Annotated in this window: 12 protein-coding genes; 5 read left to right on the forward strand and 7 right to left on the reverse strand. The window is 61.0% G+C overall.

Annotation, left to right across the window (positions count from 1 at the left end; all coding sequences use genetic code 11):
• Positions 1-49 precede the first annotated feature (49 nt).
• Both tsf and rpsB read right to left on the reverse strand, forming a co-directional pair.
• The gene (gene tsf / locus ACTJJ6_RS22220) at positions 50-901 is read right to left on the reverse strand and encodes a translation elongation factor Ts (RefSeq protein WP_016929890.1); all 852 of its coding nucleotides are present in this window, start codon (positions 899-901) and stop codon (positions 50-52) included.
• A gap of 129 nt (positions 902-1,030) precedes the next feature.
• Positions 1,031-1,756 carry a 30S ribosomal protein S2 gene (rpsB, locus tag ACTJJ6_RS22225; RefSeq protein WP_016929891.1) on the reverse strand — a complete coding sequence of 242 codons (726 nt, stop codon included), beginning with the start codon at positions 1,754-1,756 and terminating at the stop codon, positions 1,031-1,033.
• Positions 1,757-2,101: 345 nt separating this feature from the next.
• Here rpsB and map point away from each other — a divergent pair, with 345 nt between their 5' ends.
• The 4 genes from map (at position 2,102) to ACTJJ6_RS22245 (ending at position 7,010) form a co-directional block, all read left to right on the forward strand.
• On the forward strand, positions 2,102-2,896 hold the full coding sequence (gene map, locus ACTJJ6_RS22230; protein ID WP_028127527.1) for a type I methionyl aminopeptidase: 795 nt from the start codon (positions 2,102-2,104) through the stop codon (positions 2,894-2,896).
• 73 nt (positions 2,897-2,969) lie between these two features.
• Positions 2,970-5,624, forward strand: coding sequence for a bifunctional uridylyltransferase/uridylyl-removing protein GlnD (gene glnD / locus ACTJJ6_RS22235; protein WP_028128316.1), 2,655 nt, complete (start codon positions 2,970-2,972; stop codon positions 5,622-5,624).
• A 42-nt stretch (positions 5,625-5,666) separates the two neighbouring features.
• Positions 5,667-6,491, forward strand: a complete 825-nt coding sequence (dapD, locus tag ACTJJ6_RS22240) for a 2,3,4,5-tetrahydropyridine-2,6-dicarboxylate N-succinyltransferase (protein WP_004931932.1) — start codon at positions 5,667-5,669, stop codon at positions 6,489-6,491.
• Positions 6,492-6,620: 129 nt separating this feature from the next.
• On the forward strand, positions 6,621-7,010 hold the full coding sequence (locus ACTJJ6_RS22245) for a DUF3461 family protein (RefSeq protein WP_004931929.1): 390 nt from the start codon (positions 6,621-6,623) through the stop codon (positions 7,008-7,010).
• A gap of 57 nt (positions 7,011-7,067) precedes the next feature.
• Here ACTJJ6_RS22245 and ACTJJ6_RS22250 read toward each other — a convergent pair whose 3' ends face one another.
• The 5 genes from ACTJJ6_RS22250 to ACTJJ6_RS22270 all read right to left on the reverse strand — a co-directional run bounded on the left by ACTJJ6_RS22250 (position 7,068) and on the right by ACTJJ6_RS22270 (position 17,231).
• Positions 7,068-7,520: a flavodoxin gene (locus tag ACTJJ6_RS22250; RefSeq protein ID WP_440804409.1), complete on the reverse strand. Its 453-nt coding sequence runs from the start codon at positions 7,518-7,520 to the stop codon at positions 7,068-7,070.
• A 33-nt stretch (positions 7,521-7,553) separates the two neighbouring features.
• The gene (gene truC / locus ACTJJ6_RS22255) at positions 7,554-8,324 is read right to left on the reverse strand and encodes a tRNA pseudouridine(65) synthase TruC (protein WP_049299602.1); all 771 of its coding nucleotides are present in this window, start codon (positions 8,322-8,324) and stop codon (positions 7,554-7,556) included.
• 60 nt (positions 8,325-8,384) lie between these two features.
• Entirely contained in the window at positions 8,385-10,733 is a 2,349-nt protein-coding gene (gene pbpC, locus ACTJJ6_RS22260; protein ID WP_193843051.1) for a penicillin-binding protein 1C, read from the reverse strand.
• 49 nt (positions 10,734-10,782) lie between these two features.
• Entirely contained in the window at positions 10,783-16,758 is a 5,976-nt protein-coding gene (locus ACTJJ6_RS22265) for an alpha-2-macroglobulin (protein ID WP_440804412.1), read from the reverse strand.
• A gap of 146 nt (positions 16,759-16,904) precedes the next feature.
• Entirely contained in the window at positions 16,905-17,231 is a 327-nt protein-coding gene (locus ACTJJ6_RS22270) for a YqcC family protein (RefSeq protein ID WP_028127529.1), read from the reverse strand.
• Positions 17,232-17,409: 178 nt separating this feature from the next.
• On the opposite strand from ACTJJ6_RS22270, the gene ACTJJ6_RS22275 reads away from it, so the two are divergent.
• A complete protein-coding gene (locus tag ACTJJ6_RS22275; protein ID WP_028127530.1) occupies positions 17,410-18,648 on the forward strand; it encodes an MFS transporter in 1,239 nt (412 codons plus the stop codon).
• Positions 18,649-18,898: the final 250 nt, after the last annotated feature.

Genomic DNA, 18,898 nt, shown 5'->3' on the forward strand with positions numbered 1-18,898 from the left:
TCTGGCTGGATAGTATGGAACCGCCAGACGGCGGTTCCATCGACAGTCATTAAGACTGTTTGCTCATCGCGGCAACTTCAGCAGCGAAGTCGGTTTCGACTTTCTCGATGCCTTCGCCCACTTCGAAGCGAATGAAGTTGGTCACGTCAGCGTTGTGCTCTTTCAGCACCTGAGCAACGGATTTGCTCGGATCCATAACGAAAGGCTGACCGGTCAGAGAAACTTCGCCGGTGAATTTCTTCATGCGGCCTTCAACCATTTTCTCTGCGATTTCTTTCGGCTTGCCGGACTGCATGGCGATGTCCAGCTGAACCTGGTACTCTTTTTCTACCACTTCAGCAGACACGTCTTCTGGCTTCACGAACTCTGGCTTGCTCGCCGCAACGTGCATTGCGATTTGCTTAACCAGTTCTTCGTCCGCGCCTTTAGCCGCAACCAGAACGCCGATACGCGCGCCGTGCAGGTAGCTGCCCAGCACGTCGCCTTCCAGGGAAGCAACGCGACGAATGTTGATGTTTTCGCCGATTTTTGCCACCAGCGCTACGCGCTCTTCTTCGAACTGTGCTTTCAGCACGTCAACGTCAGTGATTTTGCCAGCCATAGCGGCATCCAGCACTTTGTCGGCGAACGCCTGGAAACCGGCGTCTTTTGCTACGAAGTCAGTCTGGCAGTTAACTTCCAGAATGATGCCGTAGTTGCCTTCGATCTTGGTTTTGATCACGCCGTCAGCAGCCACGTTGCCTGCTTTTTTAGCGGCTTTGATCGCACCGGACTTACGCATGTTTTCGATTGCCAGTTCGATGTCGCCGTTGGATTCAACCAGCGCCTTCTTGCAATCCATCATGCCAGCGCCGGTACGCTCGCGCAGTTCTTTTACCAGGGCAGCGGTAATATCAGCCATTTCTTTTTCCTCGGTTATCTCGCGTGGAGACAGTTCTCATTCAGATAAGCAAAGGGGGCCTTAACAGGCCCCCCTAACCAACATATGTCAATACCTGGTTAATAAGGGCTCAGTGACGAGCTTGCCTTATTATTCAGCTTCTACGAAGCCTTCTTCCGCCTGAACGGCCAGATCTTGAGAACGACCTTCACGCACAGCGGCAGCAACAGCAGTCAGGTACAGGTTTACTGCACGGATTGCGTCGTCGTTACCAGGGATGATGAAGTCAACGCCGTCTGGGTTGGAGTTGGTATCAACGATAGAGAATACCGGGATACCCAGGTTGTTGGCTTCTTTGATCGCGATGTGCTCGTGATCGGCATCGATAACGAACAGTGCGTCTGGCAGACCGCCCATATCTTTGATACCGCCCAGGGAGTTTTCCAGCTTGGCCAGTTCACGAGTGCGCATCAGCGCTTCTTTCTTGGTCAGCTTGTCCAGGGTGCCGTCTTGAGACTGGATTTCCAGATCTTTCAAACGCTTGATGGACTGACGAACGGTTTTCCAGTTAGTCAGCATGCCACCCAACCAGCGGTGGTTCACGAAGAACTGGTCACAGCTGTTCGCAGCGTCTTTTACCGCTTCGCTTGCTGCGCGTTTGGTACCAACGAACAGGATCTTGCCTTTACGGGAAGAGATCTTGCTCAGTTCAGCCAGAGCGGCGTTGAACATTGGTACGGTCTGCTCCAGGTTGATGATGTGAACCTTGTTACGAGCGCCGAAGATGAAAGGCTTCATTTTCGGGTTCCAGTAACGGGTCTGGTGACCAAAGTGAACACCAGCCTTGAGCATGTCGCGCATGGAAACAGTTGCCATGATTAAACCTCTATAGATTAATTGGGGTTATGCCTCCACGTATCCCATAACGCCGACCCTGGCGGCGACAAGTCACCTCAGGGCACCCCGGCGGATGTGCCGATACGTGTGTGTTATTTACACAAAATGAGTGCAGTTAAAGTATTTTCGGCCGATTCCCGCCAGGTCACAAGAACCAAGTCGCGGATCGCCGGCGCGCTTTATACCATAAACCCGCCGCAGACACCAACTTTTGTTGCGTTTCGCCGGGCGTCAGGAAATGAAATTTGGCAGCCCCCGGCCGGGCTGATACCATAAGTCACTGCTTCTTATTGTCGACGATAACGACACCTGCGGACGAATTTCATGGCAATCTCAATTAAAACACCTGATGACATCCAAAAAATGCGCGTGGCCGGCCGCCTGGCCGCCGAAGTGCTGGAGATCATCGAGCCGCACGTCAAACCTGGCGTGACCACCGGCGAACTGGACCGTATCTGTCACGAGTACATCACCAACGAGCAGCAGGCCATCTCCGCCTGCCTCGGCTACCACGGCTTCCCGAAATCCGTGTGCATCTCGGTGAACGAAGTGGTGTGCCACGGCATCCCGAGCGATGACAAAACGCTGAAAGACGGCGACATCGTCAACATCGACGTGACCGTGATTAAAGACGGTTTCCACGGCGACACCTCGAAGATGTTCATCGTCGGCAAACCGACCATTCTGGGCGAGCGCCTGTGCCGCGTCACTCAGGAAAGCCTGTATCTGGCGCTGAAGATGGTCAAACCGGGCATCCGTCTGCGCACCTTGGGCAAAGCCATCCAGCAATTCGTCGAAGCCGAGAAGTTCTCCGTGGTGCGCGAGTACTGCGGCCACGGCATCGGCGAAGTGTTCCACGAAGAGCCGCAGGTGCTGCACTATGACGCGGACGACGGCGGCGTGGTGCTGCAGCCGGGCATGGCCTTCACCATCGAACCGATGGTCAACGCCGGCGACTACCGTATCCGCACCATGAAAGACGGCTGGACGGTAAAAACCAAAGATCGCAGCTTGTCGGCGCAGTATGAGCATACTATTGTGGTCACTGATAACGGCTGCGAGATAATGACGTTGCGCAAGGATGACACCATCCCCAACATCATTACGCACGAGATGTAAGCACTGCGGCGCACGCCGCGTGCAGAATGTCACCAGGCCGGCTTATGCCGGCCTTTTTTATGGGCTGCGCACTATGTCTGACAATCTCCTTCAACCGGCCGTGCCGATGCCGCCCGCCTCTCCCAGCGTCTACGGCGACGACGAGCTCACCTGCCCGCTGCTGAAACAGCGGCTGGAGCAGTTCCAGCTGTGGCTGGCGGCGGCGTTCGACGCCGGCTCCAGCGCCGAAAGCCTGGTGGCGGCGCGCAGCGACTTCATCGATCGCCTGCTGCGCCGGCTGTGGACGTTCTACGGCTTTGAAGATATCCCGGAAACCGCGCTGGTGGCGGTCGGCGGTTATGGCCGCGGCGAGCTGCATCCGCTGTCGGATATCGACGTGCTGGTGCTCAGCCAGCGCCGGCTGACGGAGCAACAGTCGCAGCGGGTCGGCGAGTTCATCACCCTGCTGTGGGATCTCAAGCTGGAAGTGGGCCACAGCGTGCGCACCCTGGAAGAGTGCCTGCTGGAAGGGCTGGCGGATCTGACCGTGGCCACCAACCTGATCGAATCGCGCATGATTTGCGGCGACGTCGCGCTGTTCCTGCAGATGCAAAAGCATATCTTCAGCGACGGCTTTTGGCCCTCGCCGCAGTTCTTCCACGCCAAGATCAGCGAGCAGCAGGAGCGTCATCAGCGCTACCACGGCACCAGCTATAACCTGGAACCGGATATCAAAAGCAGCCCCGGTGGCCTGCGTGACATCCACACGCTGCTGTGGGTGGCGCGCCGCCACTTCGGCGCCACCTCGCTGGACGAAATGGTCGGTTTCGGTTTCCTCACCCAGGCCGAGCGCAACGAGCTGAACGAATGCCAGAGCTTCCTGTGGCGCATCCGCTTTGCGCTGCATCTGGTGCTGCCGCGTTACGACAACCGTCTGCTGTTCGATCGTCAGCTCAGCGTGGCGCAGCTGCTGCGCTATGAAGGCGAAGGCAACGAGCCGGTCGAGCGCATGATGAAAGACTTCTACCGCATGACGCGCCGCGTCGGCGAGCTGAACCACATGCTGCTGCAGCTGTTCGACGAAGCCATCCTGGCGCTGGACGCCACCGAAAAGCCGCGTCCGCTGAACGACGATTTCCAGCTGCGCGGCGATCTGATCGATCTGCGTGACGAAACGCTGTTTATCCGCGAGCCGCAAGCCATCATGCGCATGTTCTACCTGATGGTGCGCAACCGCGAGATCAAGGGCATTTACTCCACCACCGTGCGCCAGCTGCGCCACGCGCGCCGCCACCTGAAACAGCCGCTGTGCACCATCCCGGAAGCGCGCGATCTGTTTATGGCCATCCTGCGTCACCCCGGCGCGGTGTCGCGCGCGCTGGTGCCGATGCACCGTCACAGCGTGCTGTGGGCCTATATGCCGCAGTGGGGCAAGATCGTCGGGCAGATGCAGTTCGATCTGTTCCACGCCTATACCGTCGACGAACACACTATCCGCGTGCTGCAGAAGCTGGAGAGCTTCGCCGATGCGCAAACCCGGCCGCGCCATCCGCTGTGCGTGGAGCTGTATCCGCGCCTGCCGCACCCGGAACTGCTGCTGCTGGCGGCCTTGTTCCACGATATCGCCAAAGGGCGCGGCGGCGATCACTCGATCCTCGGCGCGGAAGACGTGGTGGAGTTCGCCGAACTGCACGGCCTCAACTCGCGAGAAACCCAGCTGGTGGCCTGGCTGGTGCGCTGCCACCTGCTGATGTCGGTCACCGCGCAGCGCCGCGATATCCAGGATCCGACGGTGATCCAGCAGTTCAGCAGCGAAGTGCAGAGCGAAACCCGCCTGCGCTATCTGGTGTGCCTGACGGTGGCGGATATCTGCGCCACCAACGAAACCCTGTGGAACAGCTGGAAGCAGAGCCTGTTGCGCGAGCTGTATTTCGCCACCGAAAAACAGCTGCGCCGCGGCATGCAAAACAGCCCGGATTTGCGCGAACGCGTGCGCCACCATCGCCTGCAGGCGCTGGCGCTGCTGCGCATGGACAACATCGACGAAGAGGCGCTGCACCGCATCTGGAGCCGCTGCCGCGCCGATTACTTCCTGCGCCACTCGCCGAATCAGCTGGCCTGGCACGCCCGCCACCTGCTGGCCCACGACTCCACCCAGCCGCTGGTGCTGGTCAGCCGCCAGGCGACGCGCGGCGGCACCGAGATCTTCATCTGGAGCCCGGATCGCCCTTACCTGTTCGCCGCCGTCGCCGGAGAGATGGATCGCCGCAACCTGAGCGTGCACGACGCCCAGATCTTCACCAACCGCGACGGTATGGCGATGGACACCTTTATCGTGCTGGAGCCGGACGGCAGCCCGCTGGCGCAGGATCGCCACGCGGCGATCCGCCAGGCGCTGCTGCAGGCCATCACCCAGCGGGAGTACCAGCCGCCGCGCGTGCGCCGCCCCTCTTCCAAGCTGCGCCACTTCAGCGTGCCGACCGAGGTCACTTTCCTGCCGACCCACACCGATCGCCGCAGCTACCTGGAGCTGACCGCGCTCGACCAACCCGGCCTGCTGGCGCGGGTGGGCGAAGTGTTCGCCGATCTGGGGCTGTCGCTGCACGGCGCGCGCATTTCCACCATCGGCGAGCGGGTCGAGGATTTGTTTATCCTGGCCGACGGCGAGCGGCGCGCGCTCGACCAAGAAACGCGCAGAAAGTTGGAGCAACGGTTGACAGAGGCCCTCACCCCAAACGATAAAATGTGATACAAGTAACTTTTTACCGACAACATCAGGAAAGAGAACAGCATGCAGCAATTACAGAACGTTATTGAAAGCGCCTTCGAACGCCGTGCGGACATCACTCCGGCGAACGTAGACACCGTAACGCGCGAAGCGGTAAACCAGGTGATCGGCCTGTTGGACAGCGGCGCCCTGCGCGTTGCCGAGAAGATCGACGGTCAATGGGTCACCCACCAGTGGCTGAAGAAAGCCGTGCTGCTCTCTTTCCGCATCAACGACAACAAGGTGATGGACGGCGCGGAAACCCGCTACTACGACAAAGTGCCGATGAAATTCGCCGACTACGACGAAGCGCGCTTCCAGAAGGAAGGTTTCCGCGTCGTGCCGCCGGCCACCGTGCGCCAGGGCGCGTTCATCGCTCGCAACACCGTGCTGATGCCGTCTTACGTTAACATCGGCGCCTACGTCGACGAAGGCACCATGGTCGACACCTGGGCCACCGTCGGTTCTTGCGCGCAGATCGGCAAAAACGTTCACCTGTCCGGCGGCGTCGGTATCGGCGGCGTGCTGGAGCCACTGCAGGCCAACCCGACCATCATCGAAGACAACTGCTTCATCGGCGCGCGCTCCGAAGTGGTGGAAGGCGTGATCGTGGAAGAAGGCTCGGTGATTTCGATGGGCGTTTACCTCGGCCAGAGCACCCGCATCTATGACCGCGAGACCGGCGAAATCCATTACGGCCGCGTGCCGGCGGGTTCGGTGGTGGTTTCCGGCAACCTGCCGTCGAAAGACGGTTCTTACAGCCTGTACTGCGCGGTGATCGTCAAGAAAGTCGACGCCAAAACCCGCGGTAAAGTCGGCATTAATGAGTTATTGCGCACTATCGACTAAATTGAAATAGCGGGTGATTCACCCGCTATTTTTTTGTCTGCGTTTCGCTGGCAGTCACAGTCGCAGATCTCGCTTTCCGCCATAATTGCAGTCGTGGAATATAACGATCACATCTAAAGAGGGCGCAGTATGTACGATAACTTGAAGAGTTTGGGCATCAATCAACCGGAAGACGTCGATCGCTATAGCCTGCGTCAAGAGGCCAACAACGACATCCTCAAGATCTATTTCCGCAAGGACAAAGGCGAGTTCTTCGCCAAGAGCGTGAAGTTCAAGTACCCGCGCCAGCGTAAAACCGTGGTGGCGGACAACGCCGGCCAGGGCTACAAGGAAATTCACGAGATCAACCCGAACCTGCGTTACGTGATCGACGAGCTGGATCAGCTGTGCCAGCGCGATCAGGTGGAAGTGGATCTGAAGCGTAAAATCCTCGACGACCTGCGCCATCTCGAGGGCGTGGTGTCGCACAAGATTGCCGAGATCGAAGCCGATCTGGAAAAACTCACCCGCGGCAAATAATGCGGTTCGGTTAACCCGCATCATCGTTAAGGCGCCCTTTTGCGGCGCCTTTTTACGTTATGACTGCAGCAGCGTGCCCCACTGCTCGACCCACGGGCAGGCGGCCACTTCCGGCTCCGGCTGTTCCATCGCATCGATCTCCAGCACTTCGCCAACGCGGGTGGCACCCTGCTCCTGCAGCAGCGCGTCGAACGCGCGCCCGGCGCCGCAGAAGTTGTCATAGCTGCTGTCGCCGAGGGCGATCAGCCCATAGCGCAGCTCCGGCTGATAGCCAACCCGACCGCGGATAGCGTGGAACAGCGGCGCGATGCTGTCCGGCAGATCGCCCTGCCCGGTGGTGGAGGTGATCACCAGCGCGTAGTGCTGACGATAATACTGCCAGGCCTCCAGCGTGCCCTCTTCGAACAGTTTGACCTCATGGCCCTGCTCGCTGAGGATGTTTTGCGCCTCTTCCGCCACCAGCAGCGAATTGCCGTAGACCGTTCCCACGAAGATACCAACCTGAGCCATGGCTCCTACTCCCTTCATTACCTTTAAAAATTGTCAGCTATCCTGACCGTTAGCCGCGCTAAACTCAACCCCGGCAAGTTCAGGGAATACCCCCGCCCAGCCGAACTGCGCCATCACCCCTTGCCAGGCTTCGTCCCAGCGCGCCGTTACCTGCAGCGGCTCGCCGGTCACCGGGTGCGTCAGTTGCAGGTGGCTGGCGTGCAGCATCAGGCGCGGGCAGCCGAAATGCTGCGCCATCCCGCGGTTCTGCCGCAGATCGCCGTGCTTGCTGTCGCCGATGATCGGATGGCGAAGATGCGCCATGTGGCGCCGCAGTTGGTGCTTGCGGCCGGTTTCCGGCTGCAGTTCCACCAGACTGTACCGCGCGCTGTCGTAGCGGCCGATGGCCACCGGCATCTCTACCTGCGCCAACGGCCGGTAGTGCGTCACCGCCGGCTGCGGCCCCTTGTCGGCATCGGCATGTTTATCGGCGATTTTATCCAGCTCAGCCGTCAGCGGGTAGTCGAGGGTCGCCTCCTCCTGCACGTAACCGCGCACCACCGCATGATAGGTTTTCTGCACCTGGTGCTGCTCGAACTGCTGCGACAGCAGGCGCGCCACCTCACTGGAGAGCGCCATCAGCAATACGCCGGACGTCGGGCGATCGAGACGGTGCACGGTAAAGACATGCTGCCCGAGCTGATCGCGCACCGTCTGCATCATAAAGCGAGTTTCATGACGGTCCAGCCAACTGCGGTGCACCAACCAGCCCGACGGTTTGTTCACCGCCACCAGGTGTTCATCCTGATACAAAATCTCAATCACATCGCGTTCCCAGGTCAATAGCCGTTTCGGGCGCGAGTATAACAGGCATGAGACGCAACGCTAGTTCACCCATTCGATGGTCACCAGGCGCGTATCGGCGCGGCCGCGATCGTCCACCGCCCGAATGCGGTAACGCCCATTGTTGATCGGCCGCCAGTCGATCGGTTTTTTACTGGCGCTGCTGCCGAGATAGATATCATCGACGAACCAGTACACCGTCTTGCTGTCGGCGTCCGTCACCGCATTGAAGGCGATGTTGTCCCGTCCCTGCTGCGACTGGCGCAGGGTATAAGTGGTGTTTTTCAACGGCGAGGTGATGCGCGGCGCGTTGCCGCCGACGGCGATGCCGTTGTCCTTGCAGCGATTGACCGGCGGCGCCCGCTTCGGCAGCCCGGCCTGGGCGAACACGTTGGCCAAATCGGAAGGCCAGAATTCAAAAATTTCGGTGCGGGTCTGCGCCGCATCATACGGCGGGCAAACGACCTCGCCGCTGTGAATATCCAGCACCACCGGCCGGTAGACGCTGTCTACCTTGATCGGCGACTTGCCGGGAATGAACCAGGTCTTGCCCTTTTGCTGGCACCACGGCGTCGGCAGATCGCCGCTGGCGAGACAAATGTCTACCCGCCGCAGCCGCTTGGGGAACGGATGTTTCGGTTCCCGCAGGGCAGGATAGCTGGCGTTGACGCTGTCGATGATATTGAAAAACAGCGGCGCGGCCGCCTCGGCGCCGACCAACGCATTGTTGCCGCGCCCGTCGAAATTGCCTTCCCACACCACCAGCACGTAAGGACCGAAAATCCCGACGCTCCAGGCGTCGCGAAAGCCCCAGGAGGTGCCGGTCTTCCAGTACACCGGCAGCGACGAAGAACGCTGCGCCAGCGTATCGCCCGGCCGCCGGTGCTGGCGCAGCATATCCAGCGTGATGAAACTGGCCTCCTCGCTCAGCAGCCGCACCGGCGTCGATTCGGCCTGGTTCAACTGCATGCGAAGCGGCCGCAGCTCACCGCGATTCGCCAGCAGCGCATACAGCTTCGCCAATTCCTGCGCCGTTACCTCGCCGCCGCCCAATACCAGCGACAGCCCGTAGTGGCTCTCATTGGCCATATTGGCGACGCCGGTCAGGCGTAAGAACTGATAAAAAGTCGGCTGGCGCAGCTGCGAGGCGACATATACCGCCGGAATATTGCGGCTGAAATTTAGCGCGTCGGTGGCGGTCACCGGGCCGAGGAAGCGCCGGTCGAAATTTTCCGGCGCATAGGCGCCGAACGACGAAGGCACGTCTTTCAGGATGGTCATCGGATGCAGCACGCCCTGCTCCATGCCCAGCGCGTAGATGAACGGCTTCAGCGTCGATCCCGGCGAACGCTTGGCGTTGGTGCCGTTCACCTGCCCCTGAATTGGACGGCTGTAATAGTCCGCCGAGCCCACCAGCGCGCGCACCCCCATATCGCGGCTGTCCACCAGCAGCACCGCGGCGTTTTGAATGCCGCGGCTGCGGTTGCGGGCGATAAAGGCGTTAACCTGTCGCTCGACCAGCCGCTGCAACCCGGCGTCCAGCGTAGTGTCGACGCGAGTGTCGCGCTGCACCAGTTGCTGCGTCTGCAGGCGCAGCTGTTCGATAAAGTGCGGCGCAATATAGGGCACTTGCTCAGGCTGCCGCAGCGCCAGCGGCAGGCGGAACAGCGTTTGCTGGCTGGCGTCAGTCGGGTAAACCTGTTGCCAGCGCAGGAACAGACGGTTGCGCGCCTGCGTCAATGCGGCGCCGAGCACGCCGGTTTTCGGCTCCAGACGGTAGCTGGGCGACTGCGGCAACACCGCCAGCGTCAGCGCCTCCGGCAGGGTCAACGCCTTCGGCGACTTGGCGAAATAGATCAGGCTGGCGGCGCCGATGCTTTCGATATTGCGGCCGTAGGGCGCGTAATTCAGGTAGGCTTCCAGGATATCACGCTTGGAGTAGCTCAATTCCAGCTGCACCGCGCGCAGCACCTGCAGCAGCTTGCCGCCTGGCGTGCGGGTATTGAGATGCCAGCGCATCCGCGCCAGCTGCATGCTGATGGTCGATCCGCCCTGCATTTTGCCGCCGGCGACATAGCTGCGCCAGAAGCCGCGCATCAGGCTGACGGGGTTAAATCCGGGGTTGTAGTAGAACCAGCGATCTTCGTGCAGCAGCAGCCCGCGCACCGCCAGCGGCGACACCTGTTCCAGCGGGGTCCACAATCGGTAGCGATCGTCGTTGGCCAGCGTGATGCGCAACAGCGCGCCGTGCCTGTCGTAATAAACGGAAGACTGCGGCAGCCCCAGCCACAGGGGCGGATGCGGCCACAGCCGAATCGCGGCCAACAGCAGCGCCAGTAAAAACGCCGCCATCAAGCCGTTTTGCAGCACGCGCCCGGTCAGGATCTTCATACGTTCTCAGCATTCCGGCGCCAGACGCTGGCCTGGTGCCGGATATGGCCTAGTCGTTGCCCGCCGGCACCACCACCAACTTGCCGCCGCCGGCCGACATGGCCTGCACTTCACGGTCATACATGGCTTCGCCGTAGGCCGGTGGAACAATAAAGCTGCCGGTATTGGTGGCCTTGATCTGATAAACAAACTCCTGCACCTCGGTGCCGGCACTGCCGTAGATAATCACCCGATCTTCGCGGATATCGCTGTAGTCCGGCGCCCAGGTGGAGCCGGAGGCGGCCAGCGGCGACTGCCAGCCGCCGCGATCGTCGCTCTCCTCGCCGGCGTCGGCCGGCTCCGGCGGCGTCTGCTGCACCACTTCGAACCCGCCCGGCAGCAGATCGACGATCGCCAGGTTGCTCTGCCCCTCTTTCGAGTTGGCGCGCACCTTCAGATGGACATTGATCTTCTGCCCCAGCGTCACCTGCGTCACCGGCTTGCCCTGTTCGTCGGTGTAATCGCGGACGATCTCAATCCCGCGCGACAGCGCTTTTTGCGGCGCATTCAGGTCGTAACCGGCCTGCGTCACCACATACCAGGCCGGCGCGCTGCCGCCGTTGGTGAAGCGCACCGCAGTGGCGTCAGCGTTAAATTGCCCCTGAACGAACAGCCCTTGCAGATCGCTGATGCGCTGCGGCTCGCCGCCGGCTTTGCCCACCTGCGCGATGCCCAATGCATCCGCATTGGCGGACTGCGCCGCCACCTGGGCCGAGTAGCTTTCCAACGCCAGAATGCTCATCGCGGAAGAGTAGGTGGTGTAGCGCTCTTCTTTCAACGCCTTGACCATATTCTCCAGCACCTGCGGCGGGATCGACGCCACCTTCTCCGGGAAGTGGCGGGTAATCAGATACAGCCGCGTCGCATCCTGCACCAGCGGATCGAAATAGTTCTGCGTCCACCAGGCGCTGTCATACGCCTTGCTCAGTTGCTGCCAGCTCGGTTGCAGCAGCGCGGCGGCTTCGTCGTCCATCTTCAACAGGCGATAGGAAGAGGCCAGATAGAGCGCGCTCAGATCGGTTTTCCACTCTTCGCCATAGCGTTTTTGCAGCGTATCCTGCACCGCCGCCAGCGAGTTGGTGGTCACTTCGCCCTGCAGCGTCAGCAGGTAAACCGCCCAGCTGCGCAGGCGCAGCAGATACAGATCGTCGAAACCGCTGGCCGCCAGCTCGCGCAACGCGCCGTTGGCTTCATCCAGCATGCCTTCCGGCAGGGCGTAGCCCGCCGCTTTGGCTTCGAGCAGATATTGCACCACATAAGGCGTGACGAAAGGATCGGCATCCGGCGATGAACGCCAGGCGCCGATCGCCCCGCTGTCGTTCTGACGGGCGCGCAGCACGCCCAGCAGATTGCGCAACTGCTTGCTGACTTCCGCCTGGCTCAGGCTGCTTTTCATCTCCGGATGACGGCTCTGCAGCATCAGCGGAATGGAGCGGCTGACGATCTGCTCGGAACAGTAATACGGGTAATCCGCCAGGTATTGCGCCAGCCCGCTGGTCAGCACCAGCGGCGAATTCGACACCGCCGCCCGGCGCTGCGCGAAAGCGTCGAACATCTGGCGCAGGCCATCGACGTTCTGGCTGCCGCCGCTCATGCGCCCCATCACCGACTGGGTGCGGTACGGCGCCGCCGGCCGCACCGAGGTGCTGACGGTGCGGCGGCTGGCCTGGTCGCCGTAACGGGCGTCGAACACCAGCGGCGCATCGCCCAGCACGGCTTTGGCGCGCAGACGGAAGGTGATCACGCCTTCGCGTTTTGCCGCCAGCGTCAGGCTTTGCGTCGCGTTGCCCACCACCTCCAACTGCGGCGGCGGCGTCAACAGGACGTTGATGGCCACCGACTGGCCGTTCAGCCCTTCGAGGTTGTTGCTGACGCCCACGCTGACGTCGAACTCGTCGCCCGGCGCCACCATCGCCGGCACGTTCGGCGTCATGATGAAGCTGTCGCGTACCGTGGCGGCGGTTTGCGCCTTACCGATTTTCTCCGGCGTCACCGAAATCGCCATGACGCGGATCTTGCCGTTGAAGTAATCCGGCACCGGATAGACGAACTGTTTCTCGCCGCTGACCTCGGTAATGCCGGACCAATAGGCCACCGGCTTATCGCGCTTGCGCTTGAACGGGTTGAGGTTGAGATCCAGCCCTTCGCCCGCATCGCCGCCCGGCGCCGCGGTCAGCGCCATCAGCTTGCTGAACTCCGGCAGGATCAGATCGAGGATCTGCGAGCTGCTCACGTTCAGTTCGCGCTTGCTGAAGAAGAACTCCAGCGGATCCTTCAGACGGTAACGCGCCACCTGCAGAATGCCCTCATCGACGGCGAACAGCGCCACCTGCTGCGGCGCATCGGTCTTGACCGTCATCGTCAGGTTTTCACCCGGCTTGATGACCTCCGGCGCCGTCACCTCGAGGCTGTTTTGGCGCGCCTTGGTGCTGATCTTGAACGGCATCACGCCGTAGCTCAGCGGACTCATGAAGATCTCGCTGGAGTTGATGTCGCGCACGAACTGCACGTTGATGTAGCCGTTGCCCTCCATGCCGACCGGCACGCGGATCGTCTGCACCGAGCTGGTGGTGTCGGTGTGGAACCACTGCCAGGCGTAAACCTTTTCCTTTTCAATGGTGATCAAGCCACTGCCGGTATAAGGCGCGTTGATCGCCACCTCGATCTCCTCACCGGGCTGGTATTCCGCCTGGTTGAGTTTCAGCTTCAGTTCGGCGTTGCGATCCAGCGAACGGCTCAGGTTGGCGTTGCCGGCCACGCTGTAGGCGACGCGGTTGAGCGTCTTGCCCTGCGCATCTTCAATCACCAGCACGAAGTCGCCCGGCTTATCGGTCGCCAGCCGCAGATCCGCGCCCTGCTCGCCCAGCGCCAGCGGCTGTTCCGACAACTGCACTTCCTTCATCTTCGACTGGTATTTGTAAACGCCCGAATCCTGTTTGGTCAGCACCGAAATGTATTTCTGCTCGATCAACACCTGCTTCAGGTTCGGCATGGCGATCTGTTTCAGGGCCGGATCGATGGCGATCACGTTCAGATGCCGCTCCGCGTCGCGGTTGATGTAGCCCAGATCGCCGTCCGCCTTCACGCCGATCAGATAATCGTAAGGGGAAACCAGCGTGCGGGCGGTAGCCGCCACCGAACGCCCGCCGCCGGCGACGAACGCCTCCGACAGCAATTGCAGCTGATAGGTGGCGTCGGCGTAGGATTTCAGATCGAGCGGAATATCGGCCGCGCCGTGCTCATCGGTGGAGCGATCTTCCAGCTCGGTCTCGAACCCGTCGCTGTTTTGTCGGTTTTCATAGAACGCATAATCCGGGAAACGATCGAAGCTCGGATACATCGGCCGCAGCGTCAGCCTGGTGGTCACGCGGCGATCCTGCGCCGGGGTGCCGAACAGGTTCTGCACATCGATGCTGGCCTTCAGCTCAGACGGTTTTACCCAGCCTTGCTGGCGGTCCGGCGTCAACGCCAGTTTCACTTTCAGCTGATCCGGTTCGAACTCCTTCACATTGACTGCGGTATGGCCGAGCAGCGTGGAGGTGTCGTTGTTTTTGCCGATCAGATACAGGTAGACGTTCCACTCGCCGGTCGGTGAGTTTTCATCGGTGGTATAGCTCAGCTCGTTGAAACCGCTGGCGCCCAGCGTCAGCGGCACGGTGGACATCAGCTTGTCGCGCGGATCGCGGATTTCGGCGCGCACCGGCACGCCGGCCAGGCCAACGCCCCAGTCGGCGGCACGGGTGATCAGGCCAATATTGAAAGTATCCCCCGGCCGATAAACGCCGCGATCGGAGAACAGGTAGCTGCTGAGCGTGCGCGGATCGGTCGGCGTTTGTTCACCGGCGACGTCGAAGCGCGAGAAGTCCAGCCCGCGATCGTTATAGCTGCCGGTCGGCAGGAAGGAGACATCCCCCTCTTTTTCCACCAGGAACATCACCGGCTGGCGCTCGTTGGTGTACACATCCAGCGCCGGGAAACGCACGTGGCCATCGGCGCCGGTGGTTTGGCTGAGCAGCGTCACGCCGTTTTTGGCCACCACCGACACGGTGGCGCCGCTGACCGGCGCGCCGCTTTGAATCGACTGCACAAAGACGTCGCGCGTCTTGTCCTGCGAGCTCTTGGCGACGATGCCCAGATCGGTCACCACCACAAAGCGCGAATCGCCGACGTCGGGCTGCTCTTCCCCTTCGCTCTCATCCTGTTCCTGATCCTGTTCGGCGCCCGCCTCTTCCGCCGCCGGTTTTCGGTTCGGCTGCCATTCAGACAGCGTCAGCAGGAACACCCCGCGATGGGAACTGGCGTTGGTGGAGAGATAGCGGGAGAGATCGATGCCCTGATAGTTCACTTCCCCCGGCCGCTCGTTGTTGAGCGCCGTCTGGTATTTGAAATGCTCGGTGAAATATTCGTCGTTGAGCCGGTTGAATTCCGTGGACGAGTATTCCCGGCTTTTGAAGGAGACGATGTGCTGCAGCTGGCTCGGGATCACCCGCTTGATGTCCAGCCGCAGGCCCGCCACGTTGCGCGCCGCCACGCTGATCTGCTTGTCGCCGTTGACCGACAGCAGCGAGCCCTGCGACATGAACTGCAGCGATTTCGGGAACTCCGGCACTTCGACCACGCGGTAAACCTTCTTCGGCATTTTGTAACCGCCGGCGGAAACCAGTTGGTTATCGATCTCGAGCAGCACAAAGCGGTGCGCCGGGGCGTCGAAACGGAAGCTGAACTGCGGTTGGTAGGCCTCTTCCGCCTCGTTAAGCGCCAACGGCAGTGCCGTCGCCTGCGCCAGCACGTTTTTGCCGACGCTGTCGACCGTCCATTGATAGAAATCTTCAGCATCGTTGGCAGCCTCGGCATCGCTCGGATCGTGCTGCGGCAGCAGCCAGGCTTTCGCGGCCCGCGCCAGCTCTTTATCCTTCACCGCATCGCTGAAACCGACCACCAGCGCACGCTGCCCTTGGCCGGCGTCGGTGTCCACCACCTGGGCGCTGGCGTCGCTCAGCGCCAGGCTGTACAGCGTCGGTACCTTGACCCAGTTGCTTTTCGCCTCTTCGACCGCGTTGCCGGCCGCCGTCGATTTAACGCCCTTGCCGACGGTCAGATGTACCGCGCCGCCCTGATCCAGCGCCTGCAGCGGCTCGGAATGCACCCAGGCGTTCAGTTTTTTCTCGTCATAGACCAGAGAGAAATTCAGCTTTTTCTCGGAGGACGTGCTGCCTTCCTTCAATCCCAGCGAAATCTGTTTTTCAAAGCTGGCGACATCGACCGGCGCGTTGAACTGCAGATTGAAAATCGCGCTGCGTTTCTGCGCATTTTGCGGATCGCGGTAATACTCGGCCTGCCCCAGACGGTAATCGAACGCGGGCACGGTGAAGGCATAGCGGGTTTTGGCGAGCTTGACCTGCGGTGCCAGCAAGGTGGCGGGCTCAAGGGTCACATCATATTTCGCACCCATCGGCAGCGGTTTTTTCGGCGTGAACACCAGCGTTGATTCATTACTCCACGCCCACTGCCCTTCCGCCGTCGGCTTCAGAGTGATGCCGGCGCTCACGGTTTTGCCCGCCGCGGTTATCGGCGCAGCCGAGCCGCTGAAGGTCAGGCTCACCGTTTGCGGCGCCAGCCGGGCGGCGGTGTAGTCTATCGGCTCGGGGTTGGCCACCTCGGCGTTGATCTCCTGAACCACCATCGGCGCCGGTTCAATCGGTTGGGGCCGGTTTTGCCACCAGTGCCAACCGTAAAATGCGCCGCCCGCAGCGCCTGCCAACAGCAGCAGGCCCAGACCGATCGCTTTCGGGTGTTTATCCACGCCGCTTTCCAGCCGCAAAAAACCGCGTGGCAGCGCAGCCCACCAGGCCGGCGCGCGCCAGCTGAGGTTGCCGACCAGCGGTCTCAGCAACCGCCCCAACAGCGACAACGCCCCGCCCAGCAGGCGACAAACGCCCTTAACCAGGGTAAAAGGCAAACGCAGGATAAACCTTAATAAATCCATTATTGCAGCACCTCATCATCCTAATGCAGCCCCCGGTCAACCGCTGCGGTTAAACCGAGCCGAAAGACGCCGTCGGCTCTCCTGCCCGGCATCCGCGCGAGTACTCTACACTGCCGGGCGGCAAAAATCTGCGCGCCGCCGGCGCATTACGGCTCTTTATTCAACATCAAATCCAGCTGTTGCAGCAGCACCAGCAGCGGCAGACTGCTCGGTTCACGATCTTTCAACGCCTCTTCGAAATAAGGCGTGATGGCGAAGCGCGTCGGCAACGGCGCTTCGGCGTCCAACAACGCATACATGCGCGGCAAGAACACCCACTGCAGCCAGGCTTCGGCCGACATGCTGTCGATGCAGAACGGCTCGGTGCTGGAGAAAGCCTCATGCTCAGGCGGCGCGGCCTGCCACAGCGCCAGATCGCGCATGGATTGTTCAATCGCCTGCAAACTGCGGCGCACCTGGTTATGTATACTCATCTGCATTCCCGATCTCTTTTCATCATGGTATTCAGCGCTCTGGCTGAAAGGCGGCAAAGCATAGCATTTTTATAGCCCAAATTCGGCGCGCCTGAGACAGCTCACCGTTTTTATCTGGTGACGTTCACCGTCGCGCGGCACAATAGGGCCACCGAATTCACCACACAGATAAAGATTCATGTCCGTAATAACAGAGAAAAAAAACCACGCGACGCCCGGTAAGGCCATGTTGGCCTCGGTCACCGGTTATGCCATGGACGGGTTTGACCTGCTGATCCTCGGCTTTATGCTGCCGGCCATCAGCATCGAATTGGGATTATCCTCATCGGCCGCCGGTTCGCTGGTCACCTGGACGCTGATCGGCGCGGTGCTGGGCGGCGTGATCTTCGGCCACCTCAGCGATCGTTTCGGCCGTATCCGGGTGCTGACCATCACCATTCTGATGTTTTCCCTGTTCACCGGCCTGTGCGCCGTGGCGCAAGGCTATTGGGATCTGCTGGCCTATCGCACCCTGGCGGGCATCGGGTTGGGCGGCGAATTCGGCATCGGCATGGCGCTGATCGCGGAAGCCTGGCCGGCGGAGAAGCGCAACCGCGCTTCGGCGTACGTCGGCATGGGCTGGCAATTGGGCGTGCTGGCGGCCGCTTTCCTGACGCCGCTGCTGCTGGAACATATCGGCTGGCGCGGCATGTTCCTGGTCGGCCTGCTGCCGGCGCTGGCGTCATTCCTGATCCGCCGCACGCTGGGCGAACCGGAGGAATTCGTGCGGCAGAAAGACGCCGGACAACCGCTCTCCTTCCTCCAGCGTTTGCGCCTGCTGTTTAAGGATCGCGCCACCGGCAAGGCCAGCATCGGCATCTTCATTCTCTGTTCGGTGCAGAACTTCGGTTACTACGGGCTGATGATCTGGATGCCGACTTACCTGGCGAAAAACTTCGGCTTCTCGCTCACCAAGTCCGGCCTGTGGACGGCGGTGACGGTGGTCGGCATGACGTTCGGCATCTGGCTGTTTGGCATGCTGGCCGATCGCTTCGCCCGCTGGAAGATTTTCGTGTTGTATCAGATAGGCGCGGTGGTGATGGTGATCGGCTACGCCCAGTTGAGCGATCCGATGCTGATGCTGTTCGCCGGCGCCGTGATGGGCATGTTTGTTAACGGCATGATCGGCGGCTACGGCGCATTGATTTCCGATACCTACCCGGTGCAGGCGCGCGCTACCGCGCAAAACATTCTGTTCAATCTCGGGCGCGGCGTCGGCGGCCTGGGGCCATTGGTGATCGGCGCGCTGGTGACGCAGGTGTCGTTCACCGCCGCCATCAGCCTGCTGGCGGCGATTTACCTGCTGGATATCTACGCCACGCTGTTCCTGCTGCCGAAAAAACAGGGCGCAGGCGATACGCTGGGCGCGATTGGTTAACGCTGACGATGGATTAAGCAGCAGAAGAGCACGCACGGCGGGAGAGAACAAAAAGTTGGGGGCACTGCGTTAACAGTGCCCCCGGTTCGTTTTATAGCCATCCCGCTACACAGTGTGCTCCCTGCTCAATCCTTGAAAACTTTTCCTGCGGCCATCCTGACCAAGTGATCCTTGCATCATCCTGCAGCATCGTCCTGACGCGGTTCCTCAGCCTTCCTGACCCGCCGACAGTCCTGTGTCGGCTCTCAAT

Source organism: Serratia sp. 22278 (genome assembly GCF_052045405.1).
GTDB lineage: Bacteria > Pseudomonadota > Gammaproteobacteria > Enterobacterales > Enterobacteriaceae > Serratia > Serratia marcescens.

Excerpts from the sequence above, each read along its gene's own strand:
- tsf (WP_016929890.1), bottom strand. The coding sequence starts at position 901 with ATGGCTGATATTACCGCTGCCCTGGTAAAAGAACTGCGCGAGCGTACC.
- rpsB (WP_016929891.1), bottom strand. The coding sequence starts at position 1,756 with ATGGCAACTGTTTCCATGCGCGACATGCTCAAGGCTGGTGTTCACTTT.
- map (WP_028127527.1), top strand. The coding sequence starts at position 2,102 with ATGGCAATCTCAATTAAAACACCTGATGACATCCAAAAAATGCGCGTG.
- glnD (WP_028128316.1), top strand. The coding sequence starts at position 2,970 with ATGTCTGACAATCTCCTTCAACCGGCCGTGCCGATGCCGCCCGCCTCT.
- dapD (WP_004931932.1), top strand. The coding sequence starts at position 5,667 with ATGCAGCAATTACAGAACGTTATTGAAAGCGCCTTCGAACGCCGTGCG.
- ACTJJ6_RS22245 (WP_004931929.1), top strand. The coding sequence starts at position 6,621 with ATGTACGATAACTTGAAGAGTTTGGGCATCAATCAACCGGAAGACGTC.
- ACTJJ6_RS22250 (WP_440804409.1), bottom strand. The coding sequence starts at position 7,520 with ATGGCTCAGGTTGGTATCTTCGTGGGAACGGTCTACGGCAATTCGCTG.
- pbpC (WP_193843051.1), bottom strand. The coding sequence starts at position 10,733 with ATGAAGATCCTGACCGGGCGCGTGCTGCAAAACGGCTTGATGGCGGCG.
- ACTJJ6_RS22265 (WP_440804412.1), bottom strand. The coding sequence starts at position 16,758 with ATGGATTTATTAAGGTTTATCCTGCGTTTGCCTTTTACCCTGGTTAAG.
- ACTJJ6_RS22270 (WP_028127529.1), bottom strand. The coding sequence starts at position 17,231 with ATGAGTATACATAACCAGGTGCGCCGCAGTTTGCAGGCGATTGAACAA.
- ACTJJ6_RS22275 (WP_028127530.1), top strand. The coding sequence starts at position 17,410 with ATGTCCGTAATAACAGAGAAAAAAAACCACGCGACGCCCGGTAAGGCC.